Origin of the sequence: Plantactinospora sp. BB1 (assembly GCF_003030385.1) — a bacterium.
Classification (GTDB): Bacteria; Actinomycetota; Actinomycetes; order Mycobacteriales; family Micromonosporaceae; genus Plantactinospora.
Genome location: NZ_CP028159.1, coordinates 6304089 through 6322403 on the forward strand (window position 1 = coordinate 6304089; position 18315 = coordinate 6322403).

The following is an 18315-nucleotide window of genomic DNA, read 5'->3' on the forward strand; positions in this document are numbered from 1 at the left end:
CGGGACGGTCAGGTCGCCGCAGATCGATCTCCGGGAGCAGAAGCGTTGACCGACAACACCACGCTGCGGCAGGAGATCGAAGCCGAACAGCGCCACCTGGACCGGGTCTACGCCCGGCTGGCGCAGTTGCGGCACTCCGCCGTACTCGCCGAGCGGGAGGGCTACCAGCTGGCCCGGGTCGGCAACTTCGGCGCGCTGGTGGAACGGGACGCGATGGTCTTCCACGCCGCCCGGCGCCGGCACACCCTGGACGCCGAGCACGAGGGGCTGGTCTTCGGCCGGCTGGACCTGCGTACCGGGCAGGTGCTGCACGTCGGCCGGCTCGGCGTACGCGGTGAGCACGCCGAACCGCTGGTGATCGACTGGCGGGCACCCGCCGCCGCCGCGTTCTACCAGGCCACCGCCGCCGAACCGCGCGGAGTCGTACGCCGTCGGGTGATCAGCTCCAGCGGCGAGCGGGTGACCCGGATCTCCGACGACCTGCTCGACCCGGCGGCGGCGCCGGACGGGATGCGGGTGGTCGGCGACGGCGCCATGCTGGCCGACCTGTCCCGGACCACCGGCCGGGAGATGCGGGACATCGTCGCCACCATCCAGCGGGAGCAGGACGAGGCGATCCGCTCCCCGGCCGGCGGGGTGACGGTGGTCTCCGGCGGTCCCGGGACCGGCAAGACGGCGGTCGCCCTGCACCGCGCCGCCTACCTGCTCTACTCCGACCGCAACCGGTTCGCCGGCGGCGGCGTGCTGGTGGTCGGCCCGTCCGCCGTCTTCGTCGACTACATCGCCTCGGTGCTCCCCTCGCTCGGCGAGAACGCCGCCACCCTGCACTCGCTCGGCTCACTCTTCGAGGGGGTGGCCGCGACCCGCACCGACCCGGCGGCGGTCGCCGCGGTCAAGGGCTCGCTGCGGATGCGCCGGGTGCTGGAGCGGGCGGTGAGGGACCAGGTCCCGGACGCCCCCACCGAGCTGCGGCTGCTCTACCGGGGCGAACTGCTCCGGCTCACCGAGGCCGAACTGGAGCGGATCCGGACCCGGGCGCTGCCGCCGGGCGCCCGCCGCAACGAGGTGCGCCGGGCCGGCTTCGACGGGATCTTCGCCGCGCTCTGGGCACAGGCCCAGGAGTTGCGGGTCGGCCGGCTGCCGGACCAGCGGAGCTTCGAGGACGAGATCGCCGAGCGCCCCGAGTTCCGGGACTTCCTGCGCGCCTGGTGGCCCCGGCTGCACCCCCGGCACGTACTCCCCTGGCTGGCCGATCCGGAGCGGCTGCGCCGGTACGCCGCCGGGATCCTGTCCCGGGCCGAGATCCGGCTGCTCGCCGAGGCGTACCGGACGCCGGGCAGTGCGGGACCGACCGTCGCCGACGTCGCACTCCTCGACGAACTCGACCACCTGCTGGGTCAGCCGGCCAGACCGGCACGGCGCAACCGTGACCCGTACCAGTTGGCCGGCGGGGTCCGCGAGGTGACCACGTACGCGGACCGGCAGCGCTCGGCCCGGGCCGGCCGGGACGCTGCGGCCGAGCGGCCGGCGGACTACCGCGAGTACGCCCACGTGGTGGTCGACGAGTCCCAGGACGTCTCCCCGATGCAGTGGCGGATGCTGGGCCGGCGGGGCCGGCACGCCTCCTGGACCGTGGTCGGCGACCCGGCCCAGACCGCCTGGACGGGTGACCCGGCCGAGCTGACCCGGGCCCAGGACAAGGCGCTGGGCCGGCGCCCCCGGCACGAGTTCGTCCTCACCACCAACTACCGCAACTCGGCGGAGATCTTCGCGGCGGCGGCCCGGGTGATCCGGGAGGTCTCCCCCGACCTGCCGCTGCCGGTCGCGGTCCGGGCCACCGGGGTGGCACCGGTCGAGCTGGCGGTGCCGGCCGCCGAACTGCCGGACGCGGTCCGGGAGGCGGCGGCGAAGCTGCTCGCCGAGGTCGAGGGGACGGTCGGGGTGATCAGCGCGGTCACCCGCCGGGCCGAGGTCACCGGCTGGCTGGAGCAGGTCGCCGACCCGCGCCTGGCGGTGGTCGACACCATGCAGGCCAAGGGCCTGGAGTACGACGGGGTCGTGCTGGTCGGCCCGACCGAGATCCGGGCGGACTCGGCCGCCGGGGTACGCACCCTCTACGTAGCCCTCTCCCGGGCCACCCAGCGCCTCACCACCGTCGAGCCGGTCTGACTGCTTTCGGCTGGGCCGATGCCTCTGGCTCGGCCCGGTGCTCAGCCGGGTAGCCGCGCGGGAGGCGCGGGGCGGGCTCAGGCGTGCGTCTTCGCCAGGTTGACGAACGCCCGCCAAGCGGCCGGACCGAAGCTCAGCGTCCCGCCGTCCCGGTCCTTGGTGTCCCGGACCAGCACCCGGCCGGGAAGGTTGTCGGCAACCTCGACACAGTTGCCGGCGTTGCTCCCAGAGCGGGACGACTTACGCCACTTCGGGGTCATGATCATCAATCGCCTTCAGAATGAGGTCGCGGGACATCTCACAGGGTAGTGCGCGCGCGTTGACCGACTCCCACGCGATCACCGCGTGCCGGACATCGCCCACCTGTGACCCGACGGTACCCGCTCGAAGCGCGTCCATGTAGATCACCGTCGCCCCGTCCGGGAGGGTGGCAAGGGCAAACGCACCTGTCATGCCCGAATGAAGCCCGGCGGAGAATGGCACCACTCGGACGTGGACGTTCGGGCGGCACCCGACGTCTACAAGGTGCTCAAGCTGAGCCTTCATGACAGCGCCACGGGGACGCAGGACAGCCTCTCCGATGATCGCCGTCAGAATGGCCGGATCGGGTCGGTCGAGGACACTGGCTTGTCGGGCCAGTCGGATCCGCACGGCCTCCTCGACCTGCTCCGGGGTGTGTCCGCCGATCTCAATGATCGCCCGCGCGTACGCCTCCGTCTGGAGCAATCCGGGAATGACGGAGTGCTCGAAGGTTCGGAGCGCAATCGCGCGACTCTCGTTGTCCGCCCACGGACGCAGCCACGGTGCTACAGCCTCACCCCGGGATCGGTTGGCGCTGGCCCGAAGTTCGCCGCTGGCCTGAAGCACCCCATCCAGCCGTTCCGCCATGTCGTCGGGCGGGATGCTCCGACCCGACTCGTAGTGGCCCACCTGTGAGCCACTGACGTGCACCGCAGCGCCCACGGCATCCTGAGACAGCCCTTGCTCTGTCCGAAGCTTGCGCAACAGATGGCGAAACTCATTCATGTCGGCCAACTGCGCCCTCCGTCCGGATGTAGGCCACGAGTGCCTTTAGTACATCTTCCGTTACCGCGCACTCACGGTCCAGGGTGGAGGGCAGACGGAAAAGCCATTACAGCGGCCCGCTTCAACATGCCGGGGGCGTGGCCCGCAAGATCCGCCCCGATGGTGGGTCGTCTTTCCGTCAACGGGGGCGGTGCTCGTAGCGGACACGGGCGCCGCCCCCTTTCCTGTTGTTTACCGGAACGGGAGGACACATGAGACAGACACGAGGGGCCAGAATTCGCCACCGTCGGATCTGGTGGCGATTTTGGCGGTATTGCCTGTGTGGACGCCGATGGGTCTGCCCCGACTCGGATGCCGGCGTGTTCTCTTACTACCCCCGGCGGGGTAGTAAGAGCACACGATCGGCGGGTGCCCACACCCCACCCGCCGAGAGTGCGTCCTTGACGAGCGTCGAGTTCCGTCGGGCGGTTCGGGCTGCCACGGTTGACGCCAGGATCGGCCGGGAAGCACGGGCCGGGCAGACGGAAGCGCCGCCCCCGGCGCCGAGAGAGCCACAGCGCCCGTGGACCGATTTCCCCGACTCCCGCAACGCGGGCCGGTACGCCGGGTGGAACGGGCCGACCCGGGCGTACCTGGCCAACGGCCGGGCGGGCGGCCTGACTCCGGCCCAGCAGCACCGAGCCCGGCACGCCGAGCGGGTGTAAACCGTGATCGGGCCATGGGCGCGGTGGGAGCGGCACGCTGCGCGACGGCGGGCGCGTGAGCGCCGTGCCCCCGGGCAGCACGTCCCCACGGACACCTACGCCTGCCGCGAGTGCGCACACGACTGGCCCTGCGCGCCGGCCCGCCTGGCACTGCTGATCGGCTTCGACGGCAACCGGGTGGGACTGATGATGTATCTCGCCGCGCACCTCGCCCGCGCCCTGGAGGCGCTGCCCGACCGGCATCCCGCGCTGGTCGTCGGGCAGATCATCTACTGGGTGCCCCGGCGCCATTAGCGCCGGTTCGGCACCGCCCGAAACGTCGGCACCGGCCTCCGCTTCCCGCGCATCACCCGGGGCCGGCACCGACAGGGAAGCATCCCGGGGCCGCCGTTATCCCCTTTGGAGTGGCCTCGGGGTGCGACCCGAATCGTTCGCTTTGTCTATCCCTCACGGGTCCATCCGCGACACCGGACCAACAGCCTCACCTACGAACTCGCCCCGGGCGTACGCCGGGGCGGTGCGTGCAAACGGGGAACGCGTTCGCGCCGGCCTCATGGTCGAACTCGTAGGCGCCCCGGCCGGGCGCACAGGAATCGATGGAGTTGTCGTCACGCCAGCGGGTCGATCAAGTGCCGAGGCCGGCTACGCGCAGCCAAAGCGGAGTGACGCTGCCACGGGTTTGGCACCCTCTCCTGTGGGTACCTGCGCGAAGCCGACCAACGATGCACTTGGCGTCTGATCCGGCCGGGAGGATTGAATGTCGCCCTCAGCGCTACCGCCCGACGATCCGGCACGCGAACTCGTCCATGTGCGGCCCGGCGACTCCGGCCTGGCACACCTGGCCATCGCCGGTGGTACCTACACCGTGCTTGTGGGTGGCGACCAGACCGCCGGACGGTATTGCCTGATCGACATGCGGGTACCACCGGGTGGTGGACCACCGCCCCACCGCCACGACTTCGAGGAGATGTTCACCGTGCTCGGCGGCGCCGTGGAATTCACGTTCCGTGAGGAGAAGGTCGTCGCGCAGGTGGGCGAGACAGTCAACATACCGGCCAACGCGCCGCATTTCTTCCGGAACGCCACCGACCAGCCCGCCCGTCTGCTGTGCATGTGCAGCCCCGCCGGGCAGGACGAGTACTTCCGCAAGGTGGGTGACCCGGTCGACGGACCCACCGCCCCGCCGCCGCTACTGAGTGCGGAGGAACAAGACGAGCGCCGACAGCGTGCGGCTCGTCTGGCCCCCGACTATCGAACAGAATTGATGGTCTCGTAAAGGCCTTCATTGCTCGATGCTGACCGCCCGCAGCTCGCCAGAATCACCACGCCGGGCGGCCACGATAGCCGATGGGGCCCTCCCCAACCCGCTGATAGGTACCCAGGAACCCGCCGTCGCCGAAGGCGACCGTGCCGTTGTTGCCACGGCCGTCGCGCCAGGTCAGCCTGGTGACCGGGCGGCCAGCCACACCCACCGTCAAGAGCAGGTCGCCGGAGGGGTGCCACCCACCGCCCCAGCCCTCCTCGGCCGAGAAGCGCTGAGCTTCCTTGGCGACGGAGCCGCGCTCGATCAGCCGGCCGCGGAACTCCCTCGGCCGCTCACCCGGCTGCCGGCGCCAGCCGTAGAAGGCAGCCTGCTGCTTCTCGAAGGTGATCGCATACTCGGCGCCGGACGCGTCCGCCCAGGCCACCTGGTCGAGGACGGCCTGCTCGCCACGGTCGACGAAGATGGTGACCTCACCGACGTCGCTCGCGTACCGCAGCACGGGCTCGGCGATCGCCTGCCGTTCGAGCGCCAGCCCCGCCTGATCGTGTGCGTGCATCGGGTCGATCGTCACCCGGTACAACCACAGCATGCTCCGGGCATCGTCACCGCTTTCGATCCGCAGCCTGTTCCGGCCGGCCACCAACTCCTCGGCCGGGACCGCGAAGACCAGCCGTTGCGGGAGTCCACCGCCGTTCGGGATCCGCAGCCGCTCGGCCAGAAGTCTGCCGTTCAGCCGAACGGTGAGCGGGGCGTATCCGGGGGCCTGGGAGAGCATCGACGCGAGCGCCACGAGGGCGACGCAGGCCTCGCGGACGACGGCGGGATCGGGTACGTCGAACTCCAGCTCGACCGACCCGCCGGCGCCGATGGCCAGGTGGTCGCCGGCAGCCGCGGACCGGTCGACGCCGGTGATCGTGACGTTCCCGATGCGTGGCGGCTCGGTGCCGAAGTCGGCGTAGGTGGGTGCCATCTGGATCCCGGCACGCCCCGGGGCCACCGGCGGAGGAGACGACGGGCGCAGCAGTACCTCGTACGAGAAGGCGGTGTGCTCGCCGTCGCCGTATCCGACGTTCGCGGCGCCGAATGCGGGCCGCACCTTGCCGATGTGCAGTGCACCGAGCGCGACCGCCGCGCGGACGACGTAGAGCGGTTCGCCGTTGCTCTCCCGGCCCGCCGGCAGCGCATCCCCGGGCACCGCGCCGCCGGACGCGATACCCCAGACGCCGCGATCCATCAGCACCTCGTACTCGTCGACGCTGACCTCTCCACCGCCCCAGGCCGCCTGGGCCGCGCCGAAGCCGGGGCGGACCTTGCCTGGGTGCACGCCGCCGTTCATCCGGACTCGGCACGCCCACAGTGGCTCGCCGTCCGCCTCGTAGCCGTGCGGTACCGCGCCAGGTGGGATCCGGCCGCCGCGGGCGGTCTCCCAGCGATACCCATCGGCCGAAATATCCATTCCGTGAGGATAGATCAACAGGTTCGGGAATCGCGGACCACCGATGGCTGGCGAGTTCGTCGGCGGGCCGCCGACGGCGCGGCGGCGCCGTGCTGCGGGGCGGCGGCGGGCCTGTCCACATCGCGACAGCTCGGCGGCGCGGCGCTCGGCCTCCGGCGACACTGGTCCGATGCGCCCCGTCGAACCGGTGCACCCCGGCGGATGAACCGGCCGCTGCTCCGGCTCGCCCTGGCCGGGCTGCGCGCGCACGCCGTACGGGTGGTGCTGACCGGGTTCGCGGTGGTGGTGGCGGTCGGCTTTCTCGCCGGCACGCTGGTGTACGGCGACACCGCCCGGGCAGCGTTCTACACCGACCTGGCCCGGTCGGCCCGGAACGTGGACGTGCTGGTCGAGCCGGAGCACGGGCTGCTCACCCCGGCGACGGTGCAGCGGGTCCGGGCCGTCGACGGGGTGGCGGCGGCGGACGGCCGGGTGGTCGCCTGGCTGGGCGTACTCGACCGGAACGGCAAGCTGATCACCAGTCAGGACCACATCGGGTACGCCCTCTCGGTGCCGGGTGATGCCGCGCTCGCCCCGTACGACGTGGCCGCCGGCCGGCTACCGCAGACCGCTGGCGAGGTCGCCCTGGACCGGGCCACGGTGGCCGGCGCCGGTTTCGCCCTCGACGGGCCGGTGACGGTGCTGGACCAGGCCGGCACGACGCACCGGCTGCGCCTGGTCGGTGTGCTGGACCTCGGGGTGAACCGGCTCTTCGGCGGCTCGGCCGTCGCCGCGCTGACCTCGGCCGACCTCGGCACGCTGACCGGTACCACCGACTACGCCCAGGTGGTGGTCCGGGCCGGCGACGGCACCGACCCGGCCCGGCTGCGGGAGCGGGTCGCCGAGGCGGCCGGCCCCGGCACCCGGACGCTGACCGGGGAGGCGCTGCGGGACCGGCTCGCCCGGCAGGCGGCGAAGTACGTCGACGGCTTCCTCGCCGTACTGCTCGGCTTCGGCCTGGTCTCGCTCACCGTCTCGGCGTTCGTCATCTACAACACCTTCGCCATGCTCGGCGCGCAGCGGGTCCGGGAGGTGAGCCTGCTGCGCTGTGTCGGCGCCTCCCGGGCGCAGGTGCGCGGCGCCGTACTGCTGGAGGCCGGCATCCTCGGCCTGCTCGCCTCGGTCGGCGGGCTGCTGGCCAGCCTGCTCGTCGGGTACGGGCTGATCCGGGGACGGGAGCTGGTCGCCTCCGACATCCCGCTGCACGCCCCGGTGGTGCGCTGGCCGACCGTGCTGGTGGCGCTCGGCTTCGGCACCCTGGTCACGGTGCTGGCCGCGCTGGTGCCGGCGGTGGAGGCGAGCCGGGTGCCGCCGCTGGCCGCGCTCCGGTCCCGGGACGCGGTCGAGGCCGGCGCTGGCCGGCGCCGCCGTACCCGGGTCGCGGTCGCGCTCGGGCTGGCCGGGACCGGCGGGCTGGCCGTACTCGTCGGGTTGCCGCTGGCCTTTCCCGGGCTGCCGCTGGTGCTCGGCGGCGGGATGGTCGCCTTCCTCGGCGCGGTGGTGGCGGCTCCGCTGCTGGTGCCCCGGGCGGTCCGGCTGGTCGGCTGGCTGCCGGCCCGGCTCTTCGGCCCGGTGGTACGGCTGGCCGTGGCGAACGCCCGACGCAATCCCCGGCGAGCGGCGGCGACCTGCACCGCCCTGACCATCGGGGTGGCCCTGATGGCGATGTTCAGCGTGCTGCTGGCTACCGCTCGGGAGCAGGCCGGACGCGAGCTGTCCGAGAACTTTCCGGTCGACTTCGTGCTGGACCGGGTCCGCACCGACGGCTCGCCGACGGCGGTACGCGGCCCGCTGCCGCCGGGGCTGGCACAGCGGCTCCGCCCCGATCCGGCGTTCGGCACCGTCGCCGAGGTACGCCTGGCCGACTCGCCGCTGGACGACCGGATCCGGATCTGGACCGTACCGCCCGAGCGGCTGCACGGGCCGATCCGTCCGGAGGTGACCGCCGGCAGCCTGGCCGGGCTGGCCCCGGGGACGGTGGCGGTGAGCCGGCAACTCGCCGCCGACCGGGGCGTCGGGGTCGGCGACCGGATCGCCCTCGGGCTCGGCCCGCCGGGGCCGCTGACCGTGGTGGCGGTCTACGACGACAGTCCGGTCGACGGTGCGGCCCTGGTCTCCTGGGCGTCGTTCGTCGGCGCGTACGGCCCCGGGGAGCCGGACCGGCTCCTGGTCGACCTCGCCCCGGGGGTGTCGACGGCGGCGGGCCGGCAGGCGCTGGACGCGGCCCTGGCCGACCAGCCGGCGGTCCGGGTACGCGGTCTCGCCGACCAGGCCGACGCGCTCGCCCGTACCCTCGACGAACTGTTGGGGATCTTCGCCGCCCTGCTCGGCATGTCGGTGCTGATCGCGGTGCTGGGCATCGGCAACACGCTCGCGCTCTCGGTCGTCGAACGCCGCCGCGAGTCGGCGACGATCCGGGCGCTGGGCCTGTCCCGCCGGCAACTGGCGACCATGCTGCTGACCGAGGCGGCGCTCGCCGGCACGGTCGGGGCACTGGCCGGGATCACTCTCGGAGTCGGTCTCGGCTGGACGGCGGCGATGGGCCTGATCAGCAGCTACGGGCACGGGCTGCCGGCCGTACCCGTCGGGCAGCTCGCCCTCTGCGCCGCGCTGGCCGCCTCGGCGGCGGTGCTGGCCAGCCTGCCGCCGGCCCGGCGGGCCGCCCGGGCGCCGATCGCCGCCACCCTCGGCGACGAGGGATAGCGGTCCGGTCGTTTACCGGATGGGACGACCTCACCGGCCGGCAGTATCGACGGCGGGGGCGACCGGGACGGAAGGAGGCGTGTTGGGGGCCGGGCACGACCACGGGGAGCGGTTGACCTGGGCGGCGGAACGGCACCGGGGACGGCTCTGGGCCGCCTTCGGGCTGCTCGCCGTCCTGATGGTGGTCGAGACGGTCGCCGCGCTGGTCACCGGCTCGCTGGCGCTGCTCTCCGACGCCGGGCACATGTTCACCGACGTGCTCGGGATCGGGATGGCGCTGGCCGCGATCACGGCGGCCCGGCGGGCGGTCGGTGACCCGCAGCGTACCTTCGGCCTCTACCGCCTGGAGGTGCTGGCCGCGCTGGCCAACGCGGTACTGCTGTTCGGGGTGGCGCTCTACGTGCTGGTCGAGGCGGTACGCCGGTTCGACGACCCGCCCCGGGTGGCGGCCGGCCCGATGCTGGTGGTGGCCACGCTCGGCCTGCTGGCCAACGTCGCCGCCTTCGGCCTGCTCCGGGCCGGTGCGCGGGAGAGCATCAACCTGCGCGGCGCCTATCTGGAGGTGCTCGGGGACCTGCTCAACTCGGTGGGGGTGATCGTCGCCGCCGTGGTGATCATCCTGACCGGCTGGCGCTGGGCGGATCCGATCGTGGCGCTGGCGGTCGGGCTCTTCATCCTGCCCCGCACCTGGCGGCTCGGCCGCAGCGCCGTACGGATCCTGGTGCAGGCCGCGCCCGAGCACCTCGACGTGGCGGCCGTACGGACCCGGCTGGCCGGGGTGCCCGGCGTCTGCGACGTACACGACCTGCACGTCTGGACCCTCACCTCCGGGATGGAGGTGGCCTCGGCGCACCTGAGGCTGGACCGCGACGCGGAGGTCGGTACCGTACTCGCCGCGGCCCGGTCGGCACTGCGCGAGGACTTCCACATTTCGCACGCCACGCTCCAGGTCGAGCCGAACACCGCGCCCGGGGGCTGCGGTCCCACCGACTGGTGACCGGCAGCCACGTCGCGTCACGCATGGTCAGCCCGAGACGCCGCTCTCCCGGGTCCGTCGGCCGTCAAGACTCACCGATAGTTAGCGGCATCTTAAGTTTCCGGCGGGCGCTGGACATCTTTGTCCGGATACATCCGCCCAACTGGGAAAATCGCGAATCTAGCTCCGGCAACGCCACGTATCCCCGGACGGCGACTGCCGGTAAGCTCGGCTCCGGTCTCCGCCGGGCGGCGCCCTCCGGCGCCTGCGGGGACCGTCGCCTAATCGCACGCGCGAGCCGGGGAACCACGTACCAGGGGTGTATCCGCGCCAGCGGTAGGGATCTTCCGTCCCGAACCCGTCAGCTAACCCGGTCGGCGGCTGACGGAAGGACATTGTCATATGCCGTTCCTGGCACCCACCCGACACGCTCCGGCGTCCGCGCGGAGCGCCACGAGACCGTACCGGAAGGCCGCGACCACCGCGGCCCTCGCCCTGGGCATGGTCCTCGCGGCACTCGGCGGCGCACCCGCGCACGCGGCACCGGAGTACGCGACCCCCGGGGCGCTGGCCGCGGCACCCGGCGGCGACGACATCGACGGAGGCACGGACAGCCTGCGCGAGCAGCTCCAGGCCGCCAGCAAGGGCTATCTGACCGCCAAGACCAAGTTGGACAACTCCGTCAAGCGGCAGAAGGAACTGAACCAGCAGCTCGCCACGCTGCGTACCGAGGTGACGACCCGGAGCGAACGGGTCGCCGAGATGGCCGGCATGGCGTACCGGACCGGTCGGCTCGGACAGGTCTCCGCGCTGCTCAACAGCGGATCTCCGACCAGCCTGGTGGACCGGGCCGCCGCACTCGACACGATCTCGGCGAACGAGAGCCGGGAACTGCGCGGGCTGCGGGAGAGCCTGGACAAGGAGACCCAGGCCAAGGCGGCGCTCGACAAGGAGATCGGCGAGCAGCGCAAGCAGCTCGAGGTGATGGAGACCCGCAAGAAGCAGGCCGAACGGGCGCTGGCGGCGGCGAACAACAGCGGCGGCGCCGGCTCGGGAGTCAGCGGCAGCGGGGGCGGGTCGGCCCGACCGGCACCCCGCAACGCCGACGGCTCCTTCCCCGACGAGTCGTGCAGTCTCGACGACCCGACCACCGACGGCTGCATCACCGCGCGCACCCTGCACGCGTTGAAGCAGGCCCAGGCGGCCGGCTTCACCCGGTTCGTCTCCTGCTTCCGCAGCGGAGGCAGTGGCGAGCACCCGAAGGGTCAGGCCTGCGACTTCGCCGCCCAGAAGAACGGGTTCGGCGGAGTGGCGACCGGCGGCGACCGGACGTACGGCAACAACCTGGCGGCATACTTCGTGCGGAACGCCGATCGACTGGGCGTGCTGTACGTGATCTGGTTCAAGCAGATCTGGCTGCCGAGCAGCGGTTGGAAGACGTACAACGGGGGCAACGGTGACCCGTCCAGCGACCACACCAACCACGTACACCTGTCGATGAACTGATCCACCGCGCCGCGCACCATCGCGAACCGCCGGCACCGCCCGCCACCCCTGGGCAGTGCCGGCGGTTCTCGCTCTCAGCAGCCGATCCGGGTCGAGCCGAGCGCCACGTCGTCGAACCAGAGCGTGTTCGCGCCCTCGCCGTAGCTCTCCCAGCCCAGCCGCAGGTCGGTCAGGTTGGGCCGCCAGTTGGCCCGGTTGTACCACTGCCCGTCGACGTCGTGCGTGGGCGTACCGTCGGCGGTCAGCCCGGTCACCGCGGTCCCGTTGACCCAGGTGGAGAGCCGGCCCTGCGCGCCGTCCACCATGAACTCCAGGCAGGTCCACTGGTTGACCGGCAGCGGCGCGCTGAGCGCGACGCCGTTCGGGCTCTGCTCCGGCAGGGTCGCGTCGTCCGACGCACGGTTCCATTGCAGGGCCCGGTTCTGCCCGCCCATCCGCAGGTCACGGTTGCCGTCGGCGGCGTCCCGCATGGCCAGGAAGGTCACGTGCGAGGTCGGCAGCGCGGTGGTGTGCCGGACCCAGAGCCGGGCGTAGCGCACCGCCCCGACGCTGCTCAGATCCCGGGTGGAGCCGACGAAGACGTGGTTGCAGTAGCCGACGGCGCCGTTGATGCGTACCGACCGGGTGCCCTGGTGTGCGACCGAGGTGTCGATGCTGGCGGTGCCGCTGCCGGAGCAGTCCGGGTAGCTGACGCTCCAGTCGCCGGAGGGTGCCGTGCCGGTCTGGTTCTCGAAGCCGTCGCAGAGCACCGCGCCACCGCAGCCGCCGCTCGGCGGTGGGGTGGTCGGCGGCCGGGTCGGCGGCGGCGTCAGCGTCGGCGGGACGCTGGTCGGCGGGGTCGTCGGCGGCCTGGTCGTCGGTGGTGCCGTGCTGGGCGGGGTGGTCGGCTCGGCGCCGTTGCACGGTTCGCCGTTGAGGGTGAATCCGGTCGGTGCCGCCGAACTGGCGGCGTAGCTGCCCTGGACGCCGAACTCGGCGGAGCCGCCGGCCGGCAGCGACCCGTTCCAGGCCACGTTCCGGGCGGTGACGGTCGCGCCGGACTGGCTGACCTCGGCGTTCCAACTGCTGGTGATCCGCTGGTCACCACCGTAGGTCCAGGTCACCGTCCACCCGTTGACCGCGGTGTCCCCGGCGGTCACCCGGACGGCGGCGGTGAAGCCTCCGGTCCACTGGTTGGCGGTGTAGTCGACGAGGCAGCCGGCGGCGGCCTGCGCGGTCGGCGTCAGACCGGTGCCGAGTACGGCGACGCTGCTCGCGGCGATCGCGGTCACCGTGGCCAGGGCCAGGGAGACACGACGGTACGGTGCGGAGATCCGCATGGGAGTTCCTCTCGGACGACTGCCGGCCCGTCGCCGCCCCTGGCGCGTGCCGGCAGTGCTGTTACGACAACGAGTGACCGACTCCCGAGATCACCTGTCCAGCACGACACCGGCCAGCCCGTACCGGTCGCGTGGTGGCGCCGACCAAGCTTAGAGACAGCCATCGATGCAAGCAACCGAGGCAACCGCCGGCCAGCGACAATGGCGGGATGACGATCGCCCGCTCGCTGCTGCTGTTCCTGCTCGCCGCCGTCGCCGAGATCGGCGGCGCCTGGCTGGTCTGGCAGGGCGTACGCGAGAACCGGGGGCTGCCCTTCGTCGCCGCCGGCATGCTGGCGCTGGCCGGGTACGGCTTCGTCGCGGCGTTCCAGCCCGATCCGCACTTCGGCCGGGTGCTCGCCGCGTACGGCGGCGTCTTCGTGGCCGGCTCGCTCGGCTGGGCCGTACTGCTCGACCGGTTCCGCCCGGACCGCTACGACCTGGCCGGCGCCGCCATCTGCCTCGTCGGCGTCGCCGTCATCATGTACGCCCCGCGCGGATGAAAGTTGTGCAAGGACCGGACGAAGACCCACCCGCACCGGACCTGCGGCGACAGCCCTGAGCCCTCCGCCCGACACGGCGATCTCTGCAAACCGAACCGCCAGCAAACCTGGCAAACCATGCCAGGTATTGATCCTCGGCTCTGCTTTACGGCCTCGGAACCCGGTGATAGCTTCCCGGCAACATTTGCAAGAACTTGCAGGTCCGCCCTCCGCTCTTCTCGCGCGCACGGGAGGTTCCGATGCGTACCCGACGACTTCCGACCGCCGCCCTCCGAAGAGGCACCGCCCTCGCCCTGACCGGGGTGCTCGCCGCCGCGCTGGCGGTGGGCATCGCCGACCGGCGGGCCGAGCGGGCCACCGCCAGCCCGGCCAGCCCGGGCGGCAGAGACGTGATCGTGCACCTGTTCCAGTGGCCGTGGGCCTCGATCGCCAACGAGTGCACCACGGTGCTCGGCCCGAAGGGCTTCGGCGGGGTGCAGGTCTCGCCACCGCAGGAGCACGTCGTACTGCCCGGTCGGGGTTACCCGTGGTGGCAGGACTATCAGCCGGTCAGCTACCGGTTGACCACCCGGCGCGGCGACCGGGCCGCCTTCGCCGCGATGGTCCGGACCTGCCACGACGCCGGAGTGAAGATCTATGTGGACGCGATCGTCAACCACATGACCGGCGGTGCCTCGACCGGGGCGGGCAGCGGCGGCGCGACCTACGGCCACTACGACTATCCGGCGGTGCCGTACGGCAGCGGCGACTTCCACCACTGTGGGCGCAACGGCAACGACGACATCGCCAACTGGGCCGACCGGTGGGAGATCCAGAACTGCGAGCTGGTCGACCTCTCCGACCTGCGTACCGAGTCCTCCTATGTGCGGGGCAAACTGACCGGGTACCTGAACGACCTGGTCTCGCTCGGCGTCGACGGCTTCCGGGTGGACGCGGCCAAGCACCTCCCCGCCGCCGACCTGGCCGCGATCATCGACCCCGTGCCCGGCGACCCGTACGTCTTCAGCGAGGTGATCGAGGGCGGCTCCGGCGAGCCCACCCCCGAGGAGTACGCCGGGATCGGCGACGTCACCGAGTTCCGCTACGGGGACGTGGTCGGCACCGCGTTCCGGGACGGCAACCTGGCCAACCTCGCCAACCTCGCCTCGTCGATGCGGCTCGGCTCCGCCGACGCGGTGGCCTTCGTCGACAACCACGACACCCAGCGCAACGGTCGGGCCCGGCTGACCTACCAGAACGGCTCGGCGTACGCGCTGGCCGAGGCGTTCATGATCGCCTGGCCGTACGGCGTTCCGCAGGTGATGTCGAGCTTCACCTTCAGCGACCCGGAGGCGGGGCCACCGCGCACCGGCAACGGCACCACCAGCGCCGTGGACTGCGGCAACGGCGGCTGGGCCTGCGAGCACCGCTGGTGGAGCACCGCGAACATGGTCGGGCTGCGCAACGCCGCCGCCGGGGCCGGGGTCACCAACTGGTGGAGCAACGGCGGCAACCAGATCGCCTTCGGCCGGGGCAGCGCCGGCTACGTCGCCTTCAACCGCGACGGCGGCCCGTTGACGCGTACCTTCCAGACCAGCCTGCCGGCCGGCGGCTACTGCGACGTGATGCGCGGGGACTTCACCGGCGGCACCTGCACCGGTACGACGTACCAGGTCGACAGCGCCGGCCGGGTCACCGCGACCGTGCCCGCCAACGGCGCCCTGGCGCTGCACGTGAACGCGCGGACCTCGGGTGGCGGTCCCGGCCCGACCCCGACGGGCGGCTCCTGCCCGGCCGTCGCCGCCACCTTCGCGGTCACCGCGACGACGGTCTGGGGCGAGAACGTCTTCGTCACCGGCAACGTCCCGGCGCTGGGCAACTGGGATCCGGCGAACGGGGTGCCGCTCTCCTCGGCCGGCTATCCGGTCTGGCGGGGCACGGTCGACCTGCCCGCCGGCACGACGGTGCAGTACAAGTACGTCAAGCGCAACGGCGGCCAGGTGGTCTGGGAGAGCGACCCGAACCGGTCCCGGAGTACCCCGTCCACCGCCCCCTGCGCCGCGACCTGGACCGACACCTGGCGCTGAGCCCGCCCCGGCACCGATGTGTCGGTGCGGAGAGGTTCCTGTGAGTCACCATGGTGACTCACAGGAACCTCGCGCGGGGAACCACCCGCCGCCCACCCGGGCTGGGCCGCCGCCGCTACGTCGAGCTGCGTAGCCGGCCGGTCCACACCGGCACGACGCCCCGGCGGCGTTCCGCCGGCAGCATCGACGCCGTGAAGCTCTCTCCGCCATGGCGAAAAGCCCTGCTCACCCTGCACGTGATCACCGCGGTCGGCTGGTTGGGGATCGACCTGGTGCTGCTGACCCTCGGCGTGGCCGGGTCGAACGGCGCCGACCCCGACGTCGTCTATCCGGCGATGGCCCTGGTCGGCCAGACCGTCTTCGTACCGCTGAGCGTGCTCGCCTGGCTGGTCGGGGTCGCCAGCGCGCTGCTCACCCCCTGGGGGCTGGTCAGGCACCGGTGGGTGCTGGTCAAGCTGGTGATCACCACCGTGATGCTCGGCGCGGTGCTCTTCGCGCTGCTGCCGAACCTCCAGGCCGCCGAACTCGGCGCGGCGACCCCGGCGGACGCCCGGCAGGGGCTGCTGGCGGCGCCGATCGTCTCCAGCACGCTGCTGGTGGTCGCCACGATGCTCTCGACCTACAAGCCGTGGGGCCGCAGGAGTGGCCGGCGAGCTGCATAAATAACCACTAAGAGGGTATCTAACGGGCATGAGTGGACATGTCATGGTCTTTGCCCCGGATCCCCAGTTGACGGTCACGATCGACCAACCCGCCGACGAGACCGAGATCCATCTCCATCCCGGCGGCCAGGGCGTGTGGCAGGCACGGATGATCAAGTGCCTGGGCGTCCACGTGGTGCTCTGCGCCGGGCTCGGCGGCGAGATCGGGCAGGTGCTGGAACCGCTGCTCGCCGGCGAGGGGGTCGACCTCCGGGTGATCCACCGGGAGTCCAGCAGCGGCGGCTACGTGCACGACCGGCGGGACGGCAACCGCCAGGAGATCGCCTCGGTGCCGGGCCACCCGCTCGCCCGACACGAACTGGACGAGCTCTACAACCTCGCCCTCAGCGAGGGGCTGAGCGCCGAGGTCAGCATCCTCAGCGGGCCGGGCCACCCCTCGCTGGTCGCGCCGGAGATCTACCGCCGGCTCGCCGCCGACCTCGGCCACAACGGCAGCCGGGTGGTCGCCGACCTCTCCGGCGAACACCTGGCGGCCGTACTGGACAGCGGCGTCTCGGTACTCAAGGTCAGCCACGAGGAACTGCTCCGGGACGGCCTGGCCAGCGACGACAGCGAGGCGGAGCTGATCCGGGTGATCCAGACGCTGCACGCGCAGGGCGCCGAGTCGGTGGTGGTCAGCCGGGCCGAGGAGCCGGCCCTGGTGCTGATCGACGGCGAGGTGGCCCAGCTCGACATGCCCCGGCTGGAGGTGGCGGACCCGCGCGGTGCCGGCGACTCGATGACCGCCGGGGTGGCGGCGGTGCTCGCCCAGGGCGGCGACCTCCGGCGCGCCATCCGGACCGGGGCGGCGGCGGGGGCGCTCAACGTCACCCGGCACGGGCTCGGCACCGGTCGGCCGGACGCGATCGCCGGCCTGGTCGACCGGGTGACACTCGCGCCGATGCAGGTGGACCGGCAGGATCGGCTGACCCCGGACGAGTTGGCGCACCGGACGACGAAGTCATGACGATCCGGGTACAGGGCACGGCATGACGATCCGGGTACTGGTCACCAACGACGACGGCATCGCGGCTCCCGGGCTGCGCTGGCTGGCGCGTACGGCGGTGGAGCGTGGACTGGACGTGGTGGTGGCCGCCCCGAGCGAGGAGGCCAGCGGCGCGAGTGCCGCGATGAGTGCCGTGGAGCGGGACGGCCGGGTGGTCGTCGAGGAACACCCGATCGAGGAACTGCCCGGCGTCCCGGCGTACGGGGTGGCCGGCTCACCGGCGCTGATCACACTGATCGCCCTGCACGAGGCGTTCGGGCCGGCGCCGACGGTGGTGCTCTCCGGGATCAACCGGGGCGCCAACGCCGGTCGTGCGGTGCTGCACTCCGGCACGGTCGGCGCGGCGTTCACCGCCGCCGCGAACGGCTGCCACGGGATGGCGGTCTCCCTCGACGTACTCTCCGTGCACGAGGCGAGCACCGGTAGTGGCGGTGCGGCGGTGGCCGTGACCCGTCCGCACCGGGACGAGCGGCGGCACTGGGCGACCGCGGCCCGGGTGGCGCTGGATCTGCTGCCCCGGTTGACCGCCGGACCGGTGCACAGCGTGCTGAACGTGAACTCCCCGGACCTGCCGTACGAGCGACTGCGCGGGGTGCGTCGGGGCACCCTGGCCGGGTTCGGGCAGGTGCAGATGACGGTGGCCGAAGCCGGCAGGGGTTTCGTGCGTACCGCCCTGGAGGAGTCCGGCCAGCACGTCGAGCCGGGCACGGACGTGGCCTGGTTGGCGGAGGGTTACGCCTCGGTGACGGCGATCCGGGCGGTCACCGAGGCGTCCGACGTGGACCTGTCGGAACTTGACGATCCACGGTAGCGGGCGGATGAGGGGTTCCCGGGCCGC

General features: G+C 72.4%; 15 protein-coding genes and 1 riboswitch. Of the genes, 11 read left to right on the forward strand and 4 right to left on the reverse strand.

Features of this window, described 5'->3' with window-relative positions:
* Positions 1–45: 45 nt before the first annotated feature.
* Positions 46–2169 (forward strand): AAA family ATPase, encoded by a 2124-nt coding sequence (locus tag C6W10_RS27535; RefSeq protein WP_107261793.1) that lies wholly within the window; start codon positions 46–48, stop codon positions 2167–2169.
* Between the two features lie 77 nt (positions 2170–2246).
* Here C6W10_RS27535 and C6W10_RS27540 read toward each other — a convergent pair whose 3' ends face one another.
* Positions 2247–2429, reverse strand: a complete 183-nt coding sequence (locus tag C6W10_RS27540) for a DUF397 domain-containing protein (protein WP_107261795.1) — start codon at positions 2427–2429, stop codon at positions 2247–2249.
* On the reverse strand, positions 2410–3195 hold the full coding sequence (locus tag C6W10_RS27545; RefSeq protein ID WP_107261797.1) for a helix-turn-helix transcriptional regulator: 786 nt from the start codon (positions 3193–3195) through the stop codon (positions 2410–2412). The genes C6W10_RS27540 and C6W10_RS27545 overlap by 20 nt, the downstream gene beginning before the upstream one ends.
* Before the next feature lie 707 nt (positions 3196–3902).
* On the opposite strand from C6W10_RS27545, the gene C6W10_RS27550 reads away from it, so the two are divergent.
* Together C6W10_RS27550 and C6W10_RS27560 are read left to right on the forward strand one after the other, a co-directional pair.
* Positions 3903–4193 carry a hypothetical protein gene (locus tag C6W10_RS27550; protein ID WP_107261799.1) on the forward strand — a complete coding sequence of 97 codons (291 nt, stop codon included), beginning with the start codon at positions 3903–3905 and terminating at the stop codon, positions 4191–4193.
* A gap of 463 nt (positions 4194–4656) precedes the next feature.
* On the forward strand, positions 4657–5175 hold the full coding sequence (locus tag C6W10_RS27560) for a cupin domain-containing protein (protein WP_107261803.1): 519 nt from the start codon (positions 4657–4659) through the stop codon (positions 5173–5175).
* Positions 5176–5218: 43 nt separating this feature from the next.
* Here the strand turns inward: C6W10_RS27560 and C6W10_RS27565 are convergent, their stop codons facing one another.
* Positions 5219–6619 (reverse strand): DM9 repeat-containing protein, encoded by a 1401-nt coding sequence (locus C6W10_RS27565; protein ID WP_107261805.1) that lies wholly within the window; start codon positions 6617–6619, stop codon positions 5219–5221.
* Between the two features lie 201 nt (positions 6620–6820).
* Between C6W10_RS27565 and C6W10_RS39525 the strand changes: the two genes are divergently transcribed.
* From C6W10_RS39525 to C6W10_RS27580, 3 genes are all read left to right on the forward strand, one after another.
* Complete coding sequence (locus tag C6W10_RS39525; RefSeq protein WP_107261806.1) at positions 6821–9361, forward strand: ABC transporter permease; 2541 nt, start codon at positions 6821–6823, stop codon at positions 9359–9361.
* A gap of 82 nt (positions 9362–9443) precedes the next feature.
* On the forward strand, positions 9444–10358 hold the full coding sequence (locus tag C6W10_RS27575; protein WP_107264339.1) for a cation diffusion facilitator family transporter: 915 nt from the start codon (positions 9444–9446) through the stop codon (positions 10356–10358).
* A gap of 247 nt (positions 10359–10605) precedes the next feature.
* Positions 10606–10733, forward strand: a riboswitch (cyclic di-AMP (ydaO/yuaA leader).
* Between the two features lie 6 nt (positions 10734–10739).
* On the forward strand, positions 10740–11843 hold the full coding sequence (locus C6W10_RS27580) for a coiled-coil domain-containing protein (RefSeq protein WP_369937053.1): 1104 nt from the start codon (positions 10740–10742) through the stop codon (positions 11841–11843).
* 74 nt (positions 11844–11917) lie between these two features.
* On the opposite strand, the gene C6W10_RS27585 is transcribed toward C6W10_RS27580, so the two are convergent.
* Positions 11918–13162, reverse strand: coding sequence for a cellulose-binding domain-containing protein (locus C6W10_RS27585; protein ID WP_107261808.1), 1245 nt, complete (start codon positions 13160–13162; stop codon positions 11918–11920).
* A 209-nt stretch (positions 13163–13371) separates the two neighbouring features.
* On the opposite strand from C6W10_RS27585, the gene C6W10_RS27590 reads away from it, so the two are divergent.
* The 5 genes from C6W10_RS27590 (at position 13372) to surE (ending at position 18288) form a co-directional block, all read left to right on the forward strand.
* Positions 13372–13704, forward strand: coding sequence for a YnfA family protein (locus C6W10_RS27590; RefSeq protein WP_107261810.1), 333 nt, complete (start codon positions 13372–13374; stop codon positions 13702–13704).
* Between the two features lie 239 nt (positions 13705–13943).
* Positions 13944–15770 (forward strand): carbohydrate-binding module family 20 domain-containing protein, encoded by a 1827-nt coding sequence (locus tag C6W10_RS27595; protein ID WP_107261812.1) that lies wholly within the window; start codon positions 13944–13946, stop codon positions 15768–15770.
* 50 nt (positions 15771–15820) lie between these two features.
* The gene (locus C6W10_RS27600; protein WP_107261814.1) at positions 15821–16432 is read left to right on the forward strand and encodes a hypothetical protein; all 612 of its coding nucleotides are present in this window, start codon (positions 15821–15823) and stop codon (positions 16430–16432) included.
* Positions 16433–16460: 28 nt separating this feature from the next.
* Positions 16461–17438 (forward strand): 1-phosphofructokinase family hexose kinase, encoded by a 978-nt coding sequence (locus tag C6W10_RS27605; RefSeq protein WP_234359173.1) that lies wholly within the window; start codon positions 16461–16463, stop codon positions 17436–17438.
* A 22-nt stretch (positions 17439–17460) separates the two neighbouring features.
* On the forward strand, positions 17461–18288 hold the full coding sequence (gene surE / locus C6W10_RS27610) for a 5'/3'-nucleotidase SurE (RefSeq protein WP_107261818.1): 828 nt from the start codon (positions 17461–17463) through the stop codon (positions 18286–18288).
* Positions 18289–18315: the final 27 nt, after the last annotated feature.